The sequence below is a fragment of the Sporomusa acidovorans genome (assembly GCF_900101845.1).
Classification (GTDB): Bacteria; Bacillota; Negativicutes; order Sporomusales; family Sporomusaceae; genus Sporomusa; species Sporomusa acidovorans.
Map to the genome: position 1 here is coordinate 221,541 of NZ_FNAM01000001.1, position 17,662 is coordinate 239,202.

The window sequence follows — 17,662 nt, forward strand, 5'->3', positions numbered from 1 at the left end:
ATTTTAATTTAACAAAAAATAGCAGAGCCAAATAGTCTCTACTATTTTAAAGCTTACATTATAGCATTATGCAACTACGTTTACTTTTTTTCCGCCAATAAATCATAAGTAAAGCCTTGTATGATTTCTGCCCGCACGATATCTCCCGGTGCTAAGTCACTAGCGTTTTCTACATAGACTCGTCCATCAACTTCAGGCGCTTCCCGGTACGACCTGCCAAACGCTACACGGGGCTCTTCCGGACTATGTCCTTCAATCAGGACTGTTAGTATTTTCCCCTCCATATTATGATTGATTTCCTCAGATATGCGGCATTGTAAAGACATTAATTCGTGATAACGATCTTCCTTGATCTGATCGGGTACTTGATTTTTCATCAGTGCGGCAGGTGTATTCTCTTCTTGCGAATACGTAAATATGCCAACCCGTTCAAATTTTTGTTCGAGTATAAAATTCTTTAATGATTCAAAGTGTTGTTCGGCCTCACCGGGAAAACCGACAATAAATGAAGTGCGAATTGTTACGTCGGGAATAACGTTTCGAATTTTCTTAAGCAAATTTTCAATATCCGAACGGGTATCACGACGATTCATTGCTGACAATATTTCGTCATCAGCATGTTGCAATGGCAAATCAATATAGTTACAAATTTTAGGTTGAGCAGCAATGAATTCAATGAGTTCATCACTGAAATATTTAGGATAGCAATATAGCAGCCTGATCCAAAGAATTCCCTCAATTTTAACCAATTCATCAAGCAGCTTTAGAAGCTGTGGCTTATCATAAAGGTCGTGTCCATAACTGGTAGTGTCCTGAGCAATCAGGTTGATCTCTTTTACTCCTCGCTCAGCAAGTTTTTTTACTTCACTTACAATCGATTCCACAGGTCGACTTCGATATTTGCCACGGACCATCGGGATAACACAATAGGAACAACAGTTACTGCATCCTTCTGCTATTTTAACATAAGCACTATAAGCGGGAGTAGTGGTAATACGCCGCATAGTTTCATCATAAATAGTATCTGTTTCGCCGATGAGTAAAACACGTTTACCTGCCAATACAGCGTTAACAGCTTCCATAATTCGATGCCATGCACCGGTGCCGATAATCGCTGAGATTTCAGGCAGCTCGTCTAATAATTCTTGCTGATAACGTTGGCCTAAACAGCCGGCGACAATGACTCCACGGCATTTGCCATGTTTATATTCAGCCATCTGCATAATAGTCGAGATAGATTCTTCTTTTGCAGAATCTATGAATCCACAGGTATTAACAATAAGTATATCGGCCTCCTGGGGATTATCGGTGATTCGGATCTCATTATCAGCTAAAATTCCCAGCATAACCTCAGTATCTACTAAATTTTTGGCACATCCCAAACTAACAAAGCCTGCTGTAACCATTATATGTTCCTCCTACTTTATTCCCAAACGTACTTGTACCCATTTATCTAGTATTTTACTCTGTTGTTCAGGAGAATACATATCATGATGGTCAAGCAGTTTAATATTTTTCGTAGCAAATCCCCGATACATTTGTACTTCCGGATTTGTTGGCATAAAATAAAATTTATGCTCGGCCATAACTGGTAAAACTTCATTCTGGGCAAGCCAATCAATAAATTGCCTAGCAGCCATTGAATGGACAGCCCCTCTAACTAACCCTACGCCAGTCAATAAATAGGCGGTTCCGTCCTCAGGATAAATAATTTGTACAGGAAAACCATCTTTAACATAACGCATAGCTTCACTCTGCACAGATATAGCAATATCAACTTCTCCCATACTGGCCATCCGGGCCGGCGTTGCCAAAAATTTAGCATATTGTACAATTTGCGGGTGAAGCTTTCTTAAGAAATCCAAGGTTTGGTCTTCACCGTTAGCCGCGACAAGAGTGTATAATAAATTGGCAGCAGCATCGGCCGCTACGAAATCTGTTAAACCAAATCTTTGGTTGGCATCTTGCGGTAATTCCGACCATTTTGCTGGTTTTTTTGCTGTTGATTTAAGATAGTCTTTATTAACTGCAAAAACCACAGGATCATACCAAACTCCTACCCAATAACCATCCGTATCCTGAAACATATTGGGAATTATATCAGTGTATTCAGATTGGTAAGGTACTAACAATGCGCTGCTACGGGCCTGTTTTAATGTTTTACGGTTAGCCAGGATAAGGTCAGCCTTAGGGGAAGACGATTCTTCTATCAGCCTAGCGAACAAGTCCTTTTCAGATAGAGGAGTAATATTGACCCTAACATTGGCAATCTTTTCATATTCTTGAGCGATTACAGAGATTTGTTCAACAGGCAATGTCGTATAAACAGTAATTGTTGTTAGGCTATTTTCATTTTGCCTGCCGGCATAGCCTATAAGGTAAGTAGTCCCGGTAATAATCACTATGACGAAAAATGACATAACCAACAATGGCAGATAACGTTTCATAAGTTACCCCCGCATAATCTAGTTAATAGATTTAAAAACTAAGGCAAACATATATACTATACCTTTAATTTCTTCTTTATGCAAGTCCCAATCCCTTCCTAAAGCAGGGAAGTAACAACTTATTTTAAAAGTTAGTTCATTATGATAGAATTAAAACTGTGAAAGGAGTTGATTTTGTGACAGATAAGCCCTCACTGTGGTCTTTCCTCCATCCGGATTTGACATTACGCTTGCTAATCGTAGTAGCCTTTCTATTACTTATAGCTATTGGCTATTCATTTGGCATCTATGATGGACTGCTTCATGATGACTTCACCGCTGCCTTTAATTCCTTCCTTGCTTTCCTACTTTATGCTATCCCTGCTTTTGGGTTATTGCGTCTAAAACGCTGGGCCCGCCTATTTGAATTACTATTATCCATAATTTTTGTAGTAATCGGGTTTGTCATCATGTTTGGTTACAATATGACTATGGGGATTATGACCCTAGTTCCGCACGGTCTAATTGCCATCTATCTATTATCAAATGATTGCCGTGGTGCGTTTGGGTTGGTAAAAAAAGAAGGCTAGAATTTAGCTCTAGTCTTTTTTTTTGTTTTTTTACTCCGTGAAGGATGTAAACTCCGGGCATTACTTACCATTTCCTTGTGTCTTGCATAAGTATTATCCTTATTTCGTGGCGGACGAACTAGACATTTAGGTCCGAAACCAATTAAATCCTGCCTATTTGCTTTAACAAGCGCTTCATAAACCAAATGATAATTTTGGGGATTACGGTATTGCAATAATGCTCGCTGCAAACTTTTATCATGAGAATTTTTTGCAATATACACTTTTTCGCCTGTTAAGGGATGTATACCCGTATAATACATACATGTTGATAGACTTCCAGGAGTCGGAATAAAGTCTTGTACTTGTTCTGGATTATAGCCGGTATCACGGAGAAATTCGGCCATTTCAATCGCTTCTTTGAGTCCGGAACCAGGATGGCTGGACATTAAATAGGGAACTAAATACTGCTTTTTTCCCAGTTTTTTATTTATCTGTTCATAAAGCGTTTTAAATTTTAGATATGTTTCTTTACCAGACTTACCCATTAAATTGGTAACCTTGGGAGAAATATGTTCAGGAGCAACTTTTAGTTGACCACTAACATGAAACTCGCATAATTCTCGCAAGAACTCCCTGTCGTTAGCTGCTAATAGATAGTCATAGCGCAAGCCTGACCGAATAAAAACTTTTTTGATTCCGGGAATTTTCCTGATTTCTCTAAGCAATTCCAAATAACTATGATGATTCGTGTTTAAATTTTTGCATGGCCTAGGGAATAAGCATTGTTTATTTCGGCAAGTCCCTCTGTCATTTTGTTGTTCACATGCAGGCTGACGAAAGTTAGCTGTAGGGCCGCCGACATCGTGTATATAGCCTTTAAAATCTGGTAATTTAACAATTTGTCTAGCTTCCTGCAATATTGATTCCTGGCTGCGGCTCTGGATTATTCTTCCCTGGTGTGCATATAAAGCACAAAAGGAGCAACTCCCATAACATCCTCGGTGACTAACAATACTAAATTTTACTTCTTGAATAGCTGGAACACCACCGGCTGCTTCATAGGCAGGATGATAGGTACGCTCATAGGGCAAATCATAAATCTCATCCATTTCAGCAGTGGAAAGAGGCATAGCTGGTGGATTTTGCACAACATATTGGTCTCCATGTTTTTGGACTACGGTTTTCCCTCTGATAGCATCTTGTTCTAAATATTGGATTTTAAAAGCTTCCGCAAAATCCGTTTTACTGGTAATAACATCTTGATAACTTGGCGTCTCAACATAATCCCAAAGATGTTCTATTGATTCTGCAGGATAGCATGTTCCCGGTATTTCACGGATGTTTTTAATCGGCATACCTACGGACAACTGCTTGGCTAATTCTTTAATTTGACTTTCACCCATGCCATAAATCAATAAGTCGGCCCTACTGTCAATTAAAATTGACCGTCGTACGCTATCTGACCAGTAATCGTAATGAGCAAAACGTCGTAGACTGGCCTCAATCCCCCCAATAATAAGCGGCGTATTTTTCCAGATTTCCTTTAGCCGGTTGCAATAAACAATTGTCGCCCGTTCTGGCCGTAATCCAGGACGGCCTCCGGGCGAATAATTATCGATACTGCGATATTTTTTAGCTGCAGTATACTTATTAAGCATAGAATCAAGATTGCCTGCTGAAACAAGTATTCCCAGGCGAGGCTTCCCAAGGCGTTTAAAATCATTAGTTGAACGCCAATTCGGCTGGGCAATTATCCCAACCTTATAACCGTACTTTTCTAGCAACCTACAAATAATAGCCGGACCAAAGCTGGGGTGGTCAACATAAGCATCCCCACTTATAAATAAAAAGTCCAATTGTTGCCAGCCTCGTTTTGTCATTTCTTCTTTGGTCATTGGTAAGAAATCTGTCATGTTGCTAGATTTACCTCATTCCTATTGTATTCCAGCCTGTGTAAATGTTTTGACCACGACTTCACCATTATTACCGATTTTACCCATTGGTTTCCCATTGTATACTAAATCAACTACACCGGCATTACCAAATTTAATCGATAGTTTATTGGTTGCTTCCCAAGTCAGTGATTCACCATTTTTAGGAGTACCTTCATAGATTTCTTTGCCATCGGCAACGATTTGTGTCCAGCATTGTGCACTATATTTAGCGGTAACAACCACCTTGTTAGCTACCGGATTGGCCGGAGCCGGCTGTGTTCCCTCTTGTACTTTTGCCGGCGTTTGTTGTTGGGTAGCCGCTGGCGGAGGATTCTGGGCGGGAGGAGTCGGTGCAGGCTGCTCACTTCCCGCTGACCACCAAGCTAACCCCGCTGCAATCAAAACTACCAAAACTATCCCCACAACCCATTTTGTCAACCCACCACCATTTGACGGAGATTTCATTGGTACCGGCTCTTGCGGCGGATTTACCGCAGGCACTTCTTCCTTTGTCTGGCCTTTATTTTGACGGTACAACTCCATTACTGCCTGTGGATCAAGTCCCAAAAAAGTAGCATAATTCCGAATAAACCCCTTTAAATATACTTCACCGGGAATAATCGCATAGTTACCTTCTTCAATAGCATTAAGATAAAGCGCCCTAATACTTATTGCACTCTCAACATCTTTGACGGACAGGGCTTTTTTTAAACGTTCTTCGCGCAAAAATTCCCCTACTGTTTGCAATACAACTACCTCCCCAACTGTTGTAAGTATTGGATTATTGTTTCTGTCGCTTGATTCACTTCATCAGCGCTTATTAATAACTCATAATTTGCAAGATCCGATTTTTCATAACCGTACATCGGATCATAGTATTCTATGAGCAAATCCTTAACGACTGTCCGAATTTGCCCTGAATTAAAATCTTTTAGCAATCTATCGGTTTTTTTATTACCAAGACGTTTACGCAAGGAATTAATGCTGCTTATTATCGCCTCGTCATTATCTTGATCTTGGTAAACATCCAAATATTCCTCAATTAATCTGTCTATTCTTATTTCCATATTAGTTGATAACAATAATCGCTTGCCCTGCTTCATAGCCTTATAAAAACACTCAGGCAGATATACATTCCCAATACGCTTACTTTCACACTCAACTACTATATAAGGCTGATTATTTAGCCTATCAAGTTCCTGCAGTAACATTGCATCAAAATTTTGAGCTGTTGCCGACTTACCTAAACCAATTTGACCAAAAACTGATCCTCTGTGATTAGCCAAATGCTCCAAATCAATTGCGGAAAAATTGCGTTTAGCAAGCTGCCTGATAATCATGGTTTTCCCAGTTCCGGTGGAACCGCAAAGAACTATAATTGTCGGTTTAACTTCATATTGTTTTAATCTGTCTAAGACATATTGACGATAGGCCTTATAGCCGTTTAAAAGTTGAAGAGACGGTACTCCCATCATTTCCAGCACACTCACTACGGCTTTAGAACGCATACCTCCTCGCCAGCAATATACTACAATATTTTGTTTTTCCTTATAAAGCCGGCGAATTTGTTCAATCATAGCCGGCAACTTTGTGGAAGCAAATGAAAGTCCCATCTGTTTAGCATCTTCGACACTAACTTGCTTATAAAGTGTTCCCACTTGGGCCCGTTCGTCATTGCTAAATAACGGAATATTCACGGCACCGGGAATATGACCGCCGTCATATTCCACTGGTGAACGTACATCTATAAAAACCGTTTTATCCAACTCTACTGCGTCTTCAACTCGAATTATATTTACAATAAAAATCACCACTACTTATTTTACCCTGTCAATAAATGCTATAGGCCTAACAGCTATTTATTGTTGAAATACCTTGAATAAACTTGCTCGGATGTCATAATTATCTCTCGCGCCTTACTACCAACATTAGGACCTACAATTTTCATTTCTTCCATGGTATCAATCAAACGCGCAGCCCTTGTATAGCCCACCCGAAACTTTCGCTGAAGCATTGAGACCGATGCTTGCCCCGTTTCTAAAACCATGCGTACAGCTTCTTCCAGTAATTCATCCTCAAAATGAGCTTGTTGCTCCTTGCCTGCAGTATGTCCGCTTTCAACTGTAGTTACCCCATCATTATATTCCGGTTCGGCCTGTTCTTTAATATAGCTGACTAAGTCTTCAACCTCATTATCGGAAATAAAGGCTCCTTGTACCCTAAGAGGTTTAGCCGCACCGACAGGATAAAACAGCATATCACCCTTTCCTAACAGTTTTTCAGCTCCAGCCATATCTAAAATAGTACGTGAATCAATCTGCGATGAAACTGCAAAAGAAATACGCGAAGGCACATTAGCCTTGATTGTTCCGGTAATGACATCAACGGAGGGACGCTGGGTAGCAAGAACTAAATGTAATCCCGCTGCTCTTGCCTTTTGTGCCAGTCGGCAAATAGCATCCTCGACGTCAACAGGAGCTACCATCATTAAATCGGCAAGCTCATCAATAATAATTACAATCAAAGGCAGCCGTCCATCCTGATTAAGGTCATTATAGCGGGAAATATCACGTACTCCCGCAGTAGCAAAAACTTCATAACGGCGTTCCATCTCTTGTACTGCCCAATTTAAGGCCGAAGCCGCTTTTTTCGAATCAGTTACTACAGGCGTTAATAGATGGGGAATACCATTATAATTAGACAATTCTACCATTTTGGGGTCAATCAGTACTAATTTTACTTCATCGGGGCGAGCCTTAAATAGAATACTGGTAATCAAAGTATTAATGCAAACACTTTTCCCGGAACCAGTAGCACCGGCTACTAGTAAATGCGGCATTTTCGCAAGGTCAGTAACGATTGGCTGTCCTGCAATATCTTTGCCTAAAGCAACTGTTAAACAGGAAGAAGTGCGTTGAAACTCATCAGTTTCTATAACTTCCCGTAACGCAACACCAGATAATTCTTTATTGGGCACCTCTATCCCAATAGCTGCCTTTCCGGGAATAGGAGCCTCAATCCTGACCCCTGATGATGCTAGTTTCAGCGCTAAGTCGTCAGACAGATTGACTATTTTGCTGACTTTTACACCCGCCGCTGGTTCTAACTCATAACGGGTAACCGTCGGACCTTGACAAGTATTAATAACGCGGGCACTAACCCCAAAGCTGTCAAGAGTTTGTTCAAGTATGTGCTTATTATCGGCAACCTCTTTTGAAACCTTGTTCAGCCGAGGCCGGCTTGGTTTTTTCAATAATGACACTGGCGGCAATCCATAATCAGAATTAGCATCGGCAGCAGGCGTCTCATTTTCTACCGTAAAAGTCTGTGCGGAAGCTTGTTCAACCGTTGAACCAAAATCAGCTGTACTATTTTCTATTTTATGTCTCTGAACAGTGAATTCAGGCTTATCATCACGCTGTTGATCATAAAACACCGGTTGGTGCCGTTCTTCCTGCTCTGAGAAGATTGTCTCTGTCGACGCAGCAATAGCTTCTCTTGCCGAAGTTAAACTATCCACTGTCCTTTTTTTAGCCATTAAAATTGTTTCTGCCAGCGACCATGTTGTAGTCATCAATATTGCGCAAAGCAATAAGGCTGAGAGCACAATAATCGTGCCATGTACCCCCAATAGTTTACGCAATGAAAAAAGGATCATGCCGCCGGTTAAGCCACCGCCCGCAATCAAACTCTCAGGCATAATTTCATATCCAACCGGAACTCTAATATGATGATAAATAGCTAAAGCAACCAAATAGAATAGCAATAACCCCCAAAACTTAACAGAATATCGAATTGAATTTTTTGCTACAATGTACTTTAATCCAATGACAAAAAGCACTACAGGTACGACTACGGCGCCAATTCCAAACGTATATTTGAGAATTTTTGCTATAAATAGCCCGAGTGGGCCAACGTTTAGGCCTATCAGGCTGATTAACGCTAAAATTCCTCCTGTAACCATCGTAATGCCGAATAGTTCATGTCTTAACTCAGGAGTTAACTGTGTCAACCATTTAGGCAAAACATACCACCTCTAACATTATTCTGTTCTACATAATGATAAAAATTCCTTTATTTTTATCTTTTTGTTCTCTATAAAAGAAAAGAAGCTCCCTTTTATGAGAGCCCTTCTACTACCGGTTTAAATGTAATGATCTGTCCTGGTTGCAATTCATTACGGAGATAATCAGCGGGATCAGTTGTAAGTAAACGAACTACGCGAAATTCATTATGTGATATTTTTTCCGCCAACACTTTCTGGCCTAAATACTCAATTTCTTCGCAAGGAATAACGGGTTGATTTTTACCTGCAAATATTATATCTTCCGGTACGATTGTCCAGAGAATCACTATTGCTTCAGCCCCTTATTTTCTTTATGTGCTTTATAGGCTTCAATCAGTTCCTGCAACTTATTCAGTGCCTGTGAGACACCGCCGATTTCGTCAATTAACCCGTATCTTACCGCATCACGCCCGCCTACGGAAGTGCCAATATCCCGGGATAACTCGCCGGTTTTGTATAAAAGTTCCTTCCACTTCTTTTCACTGATATTAGAATGGCTTACGACAAATTTATTGACTCGCTCCTGCATCTTTTCAAGGTAGTCAAATGAACTGGGAGCGCCAATTACCAAACCGGTAAGTCGAATGGGATGAATTGTCATAGTAGCACTTTCAACAATAAACGAATAAGTTGCTGATACAGCAATCGGTGCCCCAATACTGTGGCCACCGCCTAATACTATCGATACAGTCGGTTTTGACATACTAGCGATCATCTCAGCAATGGCTAAACCGGCTTCAACATCCCCGCCGACAGTATTTAATACTAATAATAGACCGTCAATATCATTCGCCTGCTCAATTGCCACAAGCTGCGGCATCACATGCTCATATTTTGTTGTTTTATTTTGGGGAGGCAACACCATGTGGCCTTCAATTTGACCAATAATTGTCATCACATGAATATTGGTTTTTGCAGTTGGTACTTCGGTAGAACCTAATTCTTGGATAGTTTCAGTTGTCCCCACTTTTTTGGCTTGGCGGCTTTTTTTCGGATTTTCAACAGGTGACGGATTGGCATGCGGATCTTCAGGATTAGTACCCGGAGGAGCAATTACCGGATTATCATTTACTATCATACAAAATATCCCTCCAGCTCATTAACTACTCATTTTATCATAGATAGTATTGACACTGACAAGAATTTCATACTGATAGCGAATTAAATAAATAGCCCTGGTCTGTTAAGCGGATGATCCGCAAACAGCACAAGGCTTATTTATTATACTTCCATAATTATTGGTAAAATCATTGGTCTACGGCGTGTACGTTCGTATAAGTATTTTCCTAATGTATCCCGAACATTGGATTTAATAGCCGCCCATTCGGTAACACCATTAAGTTCGCATTTTTCCAGAGCCTGCTTAACCCGTTCTTTGGCTTCATCCATAAGTTGCTCCGATTCACGAACATAGACAAAACCACGCGAAACAATGTCCGGGCCCGCGGCTACCTGACCACGCTGTTTATCCATGGTTACCACAACGATTAATATTCCATCCTGCGAAAGTTGACGGCGATCCCTGAGTACAATATTTCCTACATCACCAACACCAAGACCATCTACCAATACATTGCCGGAAGTAACCTTACCTGTAATCGCGCCGGTTTCAGAAGTAAATTCTATGGTTTGGCCATTTTCAGCAATAAAAATATTTTCTTTCGGCATACCTAATGTTTGTGCCAGTTGAGAATGTTTAATGAGATGACGATATTCTCCATGGACGGGTATAAAAAACTTCGGTCGTATAAGATTATGCATTAATTTTAGTTCTTCCTGGCTGGCGTGCCCGGATACATGAATACCGGAAGTGGATTCATATACAACTTCCGCACCTTGTCGAAAAAGATAGTCAATCGTGCGTGAAACCAATTTTTCATTACCAGGAATTGGCGTAGCTGAGATAATCACTGTATCGCCAGGAACAATTTCAACCTTCTTATGATCCGACATCGCCATTCTGGTTAGTGCTGACATAGGTTCGCCTTGACTACCCGTTGTTAAGATAACGATACCTGATGCTGGATAGTTATTGATTTCATCAACATCAATTAGCACACCTTCCGGTACATTCAAGTAACCTAACTCCAAAGCAATATTGACGACATTAACCATGCTGCGGCCGAGTATAGCCACCTTGCGTCGATATTTGCAGGCGGTAGCAACGGCTTGCTGGATTCGGTGAATATTGGAAGAAAAAGATGCAATAATAATCCGTTCCCGGGCGTTGCGGAACGTCTCATCAAACGTGATGCCAACTGATTTTTCACTCTGCGTATAACCCGGACGCTCAGCATTGGTGCTATCGGCCAAAAGTACCAGGACTCCCTGGTCACCGAGTTCGGCAAATTTATGAAAATCAGTAACTTTGCCATCAACAGGAGTTTGGTCAAGCTTAAAATCACCGGTATGAACAATTACCCCCACCGGCGTTTTTATAGATAATGCTACCGAATCAGCAATACTATGACTTACCCGAATAAAGCCTATCTTGAAACTGCCTAATTGAACTTGATCACCAGGTTTAACCGAATGTAACTTTGCAGAAACGCCATTTTCCTTTAAACGGCCCTCCAAAATTCCCAATGTTAAGCGAGTCCCGTATACAGGTACATCAAGTTGTTTTAGTACATAAGGCAATGCCCCGATATGGTCCTCGTGACCATGGGTTAGCACAATAGCCTTAACTAAATCACGGTTGTCCAACAGATAGGTAATATCGGGGATAACCAGATCAATCCCCAGCATATCATCCTCAGGAAACATCAAGCCTGAATCGATCACGATAATCTCATCATCGTATCGAATAACTGTCATATTCTTACCGATTTCCCCCATCCCGCCCAGGGGAATTATTTGTACTTTGTTTGGTTGTCTTGCCAAAAAAACATACACCTCCAGAATTTTAAAAACTTTCATTCCGCTTAAGTTGTAAACCGCCCGTTCATTAACACACAAAATAAAAAACCGGCCGTCCTGTCCACTTGTGAATAATTATAACCTATTTAACATCCGCTGACAACAAGTGGTAAAGCTCGCTCGGCAATATTATATGCAAATATTAGCTAAGCATACAAATAAAAAACCGGCAGCAACCGCTACCGGCTAATTCTATCTATATAATACCTATCGATTGCATGACCTTTTTTAGTTGTTCTGTTTCTTGATCTGTGGGAGGTATTAAAGGCAGTCTTGTAGGACCAGCATGTATGCCGATAATATTTACTGCTTCTTTGATTGGTATTGGATTCGTCGTAATAAAAATAACTTTAAAAAACGGCATAAGTTCAAGATGTAAAGTTTGCGCTTTATTCATATCACCGGCAAAAAAGGCGGTAACCATCTCCTGCATTCGTTTGCCAACTACATGAGCTGCTACACTGATAACTCCTGAGCCACCCACTGACAAAATCGGCAAGGTTAACCCATCATCGCCGCTATATACTAAAAATTCAGCAGGAGTTGTACGGATAATCTCAGAAACCTGGTCTAAATTTCCACTTGCCTCTTTAACCGCGACAATATTATCAATTTCAGCTAAACGTGCAATTGTTGAAGGTAAAATATTAGAAGCTGTCCGCCCTGGGACATTGTAGACAATGAGTGGGAGATCAGTTGAGTTTGCAATGGATTTAAAATGCTGGTAATAACCTTCTTGCGGTGGTTTATTGTAATAAGGGCCGACAAGCATAGCACCATGCACGCCAATTTTTTCTGCTTCCTGGGTTAATTTTATAGAAGCTCTGGTATCATTTGAACCAGTGCCGGCAATGACGGTAGCTTTATCACCTACGGCTTCCAACACAACTTTGAACAAACTAAGCTTTTCATCCGTTGTTAACGTAGCCGCTTCACCGGTACTGCCTGCTACAACCAACCCGTCAGATCCGTTATTGACAAGATAATCTGCCAATTTAGCCGCTTCACTATAATTTACACTATAGTCAGCATTAAATGGGGTTACCATTGCGGTTAAAACTCGCCCGAATTTTTTCATTAAACTCTCCCCTTACTAATTTGATAAGCCAAACTTCTCATGAAGGGATTTTACTGCAGTTTCTACATCGCTTTGCGGTACCAGTACAGAAATAGATGTATGAGAGTCGACTGTTTGCAGAATGGCAATTCTATTACGAGACAAAGCTTCAATAAAGCTTGCCATTACTCCCGGTACCTCCCTCATACCGCCGCCAACCACAGATACTTTCGCACAATTTTCCAATACTTCAATCTCATAACCCAAACGTTTAAGCCTTATTGAAGCTTTCTCCGCATGGTCGGCGTTAATCGTAAACATGATTTGCCCTGGATGAACATTAATTAAATCAACACTAATACCACTGTCAGCCATCGTTTTAAATACCTTAAAACTGGCATCAGTTCCCATGGCATCATCAAGATGAACTTTAATTTGAACAATGTTATTTAAATAGGTCACGCCTGTGGCGACTCGATCAATTACCGCTGTTCCATCGGTATCTTCTTTGGCGATATTGGTAATGAGGGTGCCTGGAGCTTCTGAAAACGTTGATTTTACTACCAACGGAATATTTTTTTGCATGGCGATTTCAACTGCACGCGGGTGAATCACCTTGGCCCCCTGGTGAGCCAGTTGACATACTTCACCATAACTGATGCAATCAAGAATTTTCGCATTTTCAACAATTCTTGGATCAGCAGTCATAATTCCATCAACATCTGTATATATTTCAACCAATTCAGCATTGAGTGCCGCCCCTAAGGCTGCCGCACTTGTATCGCTGCCGCCGCGCCCTAAAGTAGTAAACTCGTTATCACCGGTCATACCCTGAAATCCACAGACAACAGGGACTTTTCCCTGTCTTAAAAGATGGATTAATCTCGTTGGATCGCATTTTACTATGCGCGCGTCAGTATAATTTGCATCAGTAATAATACCAGCGTGTCCTCCCGTTAACATAATTGCGTCCATACCGGCAGCCTGCAATGTACCGGCCATTACTACCGCAGAAATCATTTCACCACAATACATAATCTGATCAAGTTCACGCGCTGCGATACCCTTGTACGCGGATCGCGCAATACCAATAAGTGTATCTGTAGCGTAAGGAGCCCCCTGTCGTCCCATTGCCGATACTACAACTACCGGGCTAAATCCTTGCTCCCGCACCTTCTCAATTTTACGCAGTGCAAGTTCCCGCACTTCGGGTGATGCCACAGATGTGCCCCCGAACTTCTGGACAATTATTCGCATTTTTTACACCTCAAATTAAATTATGCTCAATCATGTATTCAGCAATTTGCACAGCATTAAGAGCTGCTCCTTTTCGAATTTGATCACCGACCACCCACATATTAAGGCCATAGGGTACAGTTTTATCTAAACGAATTCGTCCAACAAAGACTTCATTACGATCAGAAGTATAAAGCGGCATAGGATAAAGCATTTCAGTTGGATCATCTTGTACAATAACTCCGGGAAAATTTGCTAACAATTGTTTCGCCTCGGTCGGTGACAGTGAATCATTCATTTCTATATTTATTGATTCGGAGTGGCTGCGATATACCGGCACTCTTACTGTTGTCGCAGTAATGCCGATGGTATAGTCATTAAGAATTTTATGCGTTTCATGGACCATTTTCATTTCTTCTTTGGTATAATCATCTTCAACAAACACGTCAATATGTGGTAAAAGGTTAAACGCGATCTGATAATGTTTGGGCATGCTGGCACTTGGTAATATATTTGCCTCTATAGGACGATTTTCTACACTAGCTTTAACTTGCTCTGTTAACTCATCAATAGCCTCTTTGCCGGCTCCCGACACGGCCTGAAAAGTAGAAACAACAATCCGCTTTATTTTTACCGCATCATAAATAGGTTTTAATGCCATTACCATAATAATTGTAGAGCAATTAGGGTTAGCAATAATCCCTTTATGATTTTTAATAGCTTCCGGATTAACTTCCGGCACAACTAAAGGCACTTCCGGGTCCATACGAAATGCGCTGGAGTTATCGATAACAATTGCTCCCCGCTTAGCAGCCTCAGGGGCTAATGTTTTACTTATCGAACCGCCAGCAAACAGTGCAATTTGAACGTCATTAAATGAGTCAGGTGTTGCTTCCTCTACTATGTAGCTTTTACCCATAAAATCAATCGTTTTGCCGGCCGACCGTCCAGACGCCAACAACTTTAATTTATCAAACGGAAAATTACGCTCTTCAATAAGTTTCAAAAATTCCTGTCCAACGGCCCCCGTTGCCCCTAAAATTGCTACACTGTATTTTTTCATTTCAACCACTCCTCGCCAACTTTGCAATCGTTACTTTTACTTTGCAGAATTTTAGTCCATTATATGCTCAAGACCAAAAATAAGTCCGTCAACAGTCAATACTTTTTTACAAGCCAGTACTACCCCGGGCATAAAAGACTCTCTAGATACTGAATCATGACGAATAGTCAGCGTTTGTCCTAATCCGCCGAAAATCACTTCCTGATGAGCTACATAACCAGGTAAACGAACACTGTGCAGCCGAATTCCAGACAAATTTCCTCCACGAGCACCCGTCAATTTTTCTTTTTCATCCGGGTGCCCTTGTTGCATCTCACCCCGTACACCGGCAATTAATTCCGCAGTTCTAAGAGCCGTCCCCGAGGGAGCGTCCAGCTTCTGATCATGATGCAGCTCAATAATTTCTACATGCGGCAAATACTTGGCAGCTTCTTGCGCTAATTTCATCATCAAAATGGCACCAATAGAAAAATTTGGGGATATAATTGCATTGACTTTAGTAGATGCACACAATTCGCGAATTTCACTAATGGCCGGTTCAGTTAAGCCGGTTGTGCCTACAACTGGGCAAACTCCATTTTTAATTGCGGATCTAATGTTATTTAGAACTGATTGTGGGTTGGTAAAATCGACCATAACTTGTGGTTTGGTTTCATTGATAACAGTAAGTAAATCATTACCGACAGTTACCCCTGTTTTTCCTGCACCAATAATATCTCCTACATCAGCAAAATCGGAATTAATATCTACTGCTCCCACTATGCTTAAATGCGGATCATTGTGAACGGCCCGTAAAACTTCCCGTCCCATTTTTCCATATGCGCCACACACTATCACTCTAATCAAGCGCTATCCACCCCCTATTTAATATAAAAAAAGCAGCTGGTGAGCGCTTTTTCTCCCCAACTGCTAGACAGCATTTTTCTGACCATAGGAAAATATATGTGTATATACCGTCCCTGACCAGATGAGATAGCGCTCCACCAAGTAATGGTGACAGTCTTAAATCTATTTGATATAAGACCAGTAAGAAGATTTGGCCGTCTTTCTTACTTCGGCGGTAGCCCCTTTCCTTCCAGTTCAATGACGCCACTCTCCCTGAAAGTACTTTTGATTCCCGCACCTCTACTTCATCCTTTACAGGATGTTGCTTATTCATTTTATACACATTTTATACTAAAGGTTCCAGTATTGTCAATAAATATTAAAAAACTGTATTTTACTTATCAGCAAATGCAAAAATCTTAAATTAGGTTAACGCATGAACTTCAACGTCCTTGGCGCCGTTTTGTCTTAAGATTTGAGCCGCTTGATTAGATTTCGCGGCATCTGAACGGATTATCGCCAGAATTCCTCCTTGTGCTACTTCTCGTTCATAACGTCTTCCTGCTTCAGCCGGAATGCCCCAATCAACAAGGCCACCGGCGATGCCGCCTGCTACCGCTCCGCCTAAAGCGGCAGCAATTGGTCCTGCCGCTAATACGGGCCCTACACCCGGAATAGCTAAAGCACCGGCACCCAGAAGTAACCCACCAATACCTCCCAAGGTACCTCCCGTAAGAGCTCCATCTGTAATGTCATCTTCATAGTAGTCATTTTCCCGGTTTTGGTTTTGCTTATTATTCTTCGAGACAATATTAATTTCTTCTGTGGTAAACCCTTGCGACCTTAGCGCATTTACTGCCTGTTCTGCATGTTCATGAGAATTAAACACACCAATTACATTTTTAATTTCCTGATTTCCTGCTTGTGCTTTTCCTGGCTGGGCTTGAGCTAAATTTGCAGCCTGTGTTTGGGATGTTGTGGTCTGCGTCTGCGAGTTTGTATAGGGGTTGACCAAAGCATTTCCTGCCTGACTAGTGGTTGGAGTTATTTGATTAGGTATTTCTTGTTTGCCATTTGTAAAATTGTTTGTATTTTCCATGATTTTCCTCCCTAACATTAATCTATGTTCAGTTTAATGTTAGGTTGACCAGTACCAAATATTTTATTCTATATACAACGCATTAAAGTTTTGCAGGTAGGTGGTGTGTTGGCAAAAGCGGAAGTCAAGCGCCAGCGGTGGAGCGTTGTCAATGCACCACCTACCTGAGTCTACAATTCTTTACTGCGGAATATATATTTTCACCTGGAATACATGCGTTCATAAGCATTATTTAGATCAACAATAACGACTTCATCCCCGATTCGTTTGATCGCCTGCCAAGGTATTGTTGTTATCTGGCTTTCCCCCAAAAAGTTAAATATTGTTTTTCGTTTCGGTAATAGCAAGCCCCCAATAACGCCTGAATGACTATCAAAAGTGAGATCACATTCACTTACTATGCCCAGACGAGCACCATCTCCCAAATTGATAACTTCTTTGCCAGTCATTTCACTTATTCGCATA

General features: G+C 41.1%; 16 protein-coding genes and 1 riboswitch. Of the genes, 1 reads left to right on the top strand and 15 read right to left on the bottom strand.

Annotated features, from left to right (window positions below):
• Nucleotides 1–80 precede the first annotated feature (80 nt).
• Nucleotides 81–1,406: a 30S ribosomal protein S12 methylthiotransferase RimO gene (gene rimO / locus BLR65_RS01195; RefSeq protein ID WP_093791622.1), complete on the bottom strand. Its 1,326-nt coding sequence runs from the start codon at nucleotides 1,404–1,406 to the stop codon at nucleotides 81–83.
• A 12-nt stretch (nucleotides 1,407–1,418) separates the two neighbouring features.
• Nucleotides 1,419–2,447 (bottom strand): ABC transporter substrate-binding protein, encoded by a 1,029-nt coding sequence (locus tag BLR65_RS01200; protein WP_093791624.1) that lies wholly within the window; start codon nucleotides 2,445–2,447, stop codon nucleotides 1,419–1,421.
• 176 nt (nucleotides 2,448–2,623) lie between these two features.
• On the opposite strand from BLR65_RS01200, the gene BLR65_RS01205 reads away from it, so the two are divergent.
• The gene (locus BLR65_RS01205) at nucleotides 2,624–3,016 is read left to right on the top strand and encodes a hypothetical protein (protein WP_093791626.1); all 393 of its coding nucleotides are present in this window, start codon (nucleotides 2,624–2,626) and stop codon (nucleotides 3,014–3,016) included.
• Here the strand turns inward: BLR65_RS01205 and BLR65_RS01210 are convergent.
• The 13 genes from BLR65_RS01210 to BLR65_RS01275 all read right to left on the bottom strand — a co-directional run bounded on the left by BLR65_RS01210 (nucleotide 3,013) and on the right by BLR65_RS01275 (nucleotide 17,661).
• Nucleotides 3,013–4,911, bottom strand: a complete 1,899-nt coding sequence (locus BLR65_RS01210) for a YgiQ family radical SAM protein (protein WP_093791628.1) — start codon at nucleotides 4,909–4,911, stop codon at nucleotides 3,013–3,015. The genes BLR65_RS01205 and BLR65_RS01210 overlap by 4 nt on opposite strands.
• 21 nt (nucleotides 4,912–4,932) lie before the next feature.
• The gene (locus BLR65_RS01215; RefSeq protein ID WP_093791629.1) at nucleotides 4,933–5,679 is read right to left on the bottom strand and encodes a helix-turn-helix domain-containing protein; all 747 of its coding nucleotides are present in this window, start codon (nucleotides 5,677–5,679) and stop codon (nucleotides 4,933–4,935) included.
• Between the two features lie 5 nt (nucleotides 5,680–5,684).
• Nucleotides 5,685–6,746, bottom strand: coding sequence for a tRNA 2-selenouridine(34) synthase MnmH (gene mnmH, locus BLR65_RS01220; protein ID WP_245692273.1), 1,062 nt, complete (start codon nucleotides 6,744–6,746; stop codon nucleotides 5,685–5,687).
• 41 nt (nucleotides 6,747–6,787) lie between these two features.
• Nucleotides 6,788–8,896 carry an FtsK/SpoIIIE family DNA translocase gene (locus tag BLR65_RS01225; RefSeq protein ID WP_093792027.1) on the bottom strand — a complete coding sequence of 703 codons (2,109 nt, stop codon included), beginning with the start codon at nucleotides 8,894–8,896 and terminating at the stop codon, nucleotides 6,788–6,790.
• A 155-nt stretch (nucleotides 8,897–9,051) separates the two neighbouring features.
• The gene (locus BLR65_RS01230; RefSeq protein WP_169716860.1) at nucleotides 9,052–9,285 is read right to left on the bottom strand and encodes a YlzJ-like family protein; all 234 of its coding nucleotides are present in this window, start codon (nucleotides 9,283–9,285) and stop codon (nucleotides 9,052–9,054) included.
• The gene (locus BLR65_RS01235; RefSeq protein WP_093791633.1) at nucleotides 9,285–10,076 is read right to left on the bottom strand and encodes a ClpP family protease; all 792 of its coding nucleotides are present in this window, start codon (nucleotides 10,074–10,076) and stop codon (nucleotides 9,285–9,287) included. Before BLR65_RS01235 ends, BLR65_RS01230 begins: the two co-directional genes overlap by 1 nt.
• A gap of 143 nt (nucleotides 10,077–10,219) precedes the next feature.
• Nucleotides 10,220–11,836, bottom strand: coding sequence for a ribonuclease J (locus BLR65_RS01240; protein ID WP_245692315.1), 1,617 nt, complete (start codon nucleotides 11,834–11,836; stop codon nucleotides 10,220–10,222).
• Between the two features lie 277 nt (nucleotides 11,837–12,113).
• Nucleotides 12,114–12,995 carry a 4-hydroxy-tetrahydrodipicolinate synthase gene (gene dapA, locus BLR65_RS01245; protein WP_093791637.1) on the bottom strand — a complete coding sequence of 294 codons (882 nt, stop codon included), beginning with the start codon at nucleotides 12,993–12,995 and terminating at the stop codon, nucleotides 12,114–12,116.
• A gap of 15 nt (nucleotides 12,996–13,010) precedes the next feature.
• Nucleotides 13,011–14,231 carry an aspartate kinase gene (dapG, locus tag BLR65_RS01250; RefSeq protein ID WP_093791639.1) on the bottom strand — a complete coding sequence of 407 codons (1,221 nt, stop codon included), beginning with the start codon at nucleotides 14,229–14,231 and terminating at the stop codon, nucleotides 13,011–13,013.
• 10 nt (nucleotides 14,232–14,241) lie between these two features.
• Nucleotides 14,242–15,273, bottom strand: a complete 1,032-nt coding sequence (locus BLR65_RS01255; RefSeq protein WP_093791641.1) for an aspartate-semialdehyde dehydrogenase — start codon at nucleotides 15,271–15,273, stop codon at nucleotides 14,242–14,244.
• Nucleotides 15,274–15,324: 51 nt separating this feature from the next.
• Nucleotides 15,325–16,119, bottom strand: a complete 795-nt coding sequence (dapB, locus tag BLR65_RS01260) for a 4-hydroxy-tetrahydrodipicolinate reductase (RefSeq protein ID WP_093791643.1) — start codon at nucleotides 16,117–16,119, stop codon at nucleotides 15,325–15,327.
• Nucleotides 16,120–16,238: 119 nt separating this feature from the next.
• Nucleotides 16,239–16,409: riboswitch (Lysine riboswitch) on the bottom strand.
• Between the two features lie 113 nt (nucleotides 16,410–16,522).
• Nucleotides 16,523–17,197, bottom strand: a complete 675-nt coding sequence (locus BLR65_RS01270; RefSeq protein WP_093791647.1) for a general stress protein — start codon at nucleotides 17,195–17,197, stop codon at nucleotides 16,523–16,525.
• A 200-nt stretch (nucleotides 17,198–17,397) separates the two neighbouring features.
• Nucleotides 17,398–17,661 (bottom strand): YlmC/YmxH family sporulation protein, encoded by a 264-nt coding sequence (locus BLR65_RS01275; RefSeq protein ID WP_093791649.1) that lies wholly within the window; start codon nucleotides 17,659–17,661, stop codon nucleotides 17,398–17,400.
• Nucleotide 17,662 lies beyond the last annotated feature (1 nt).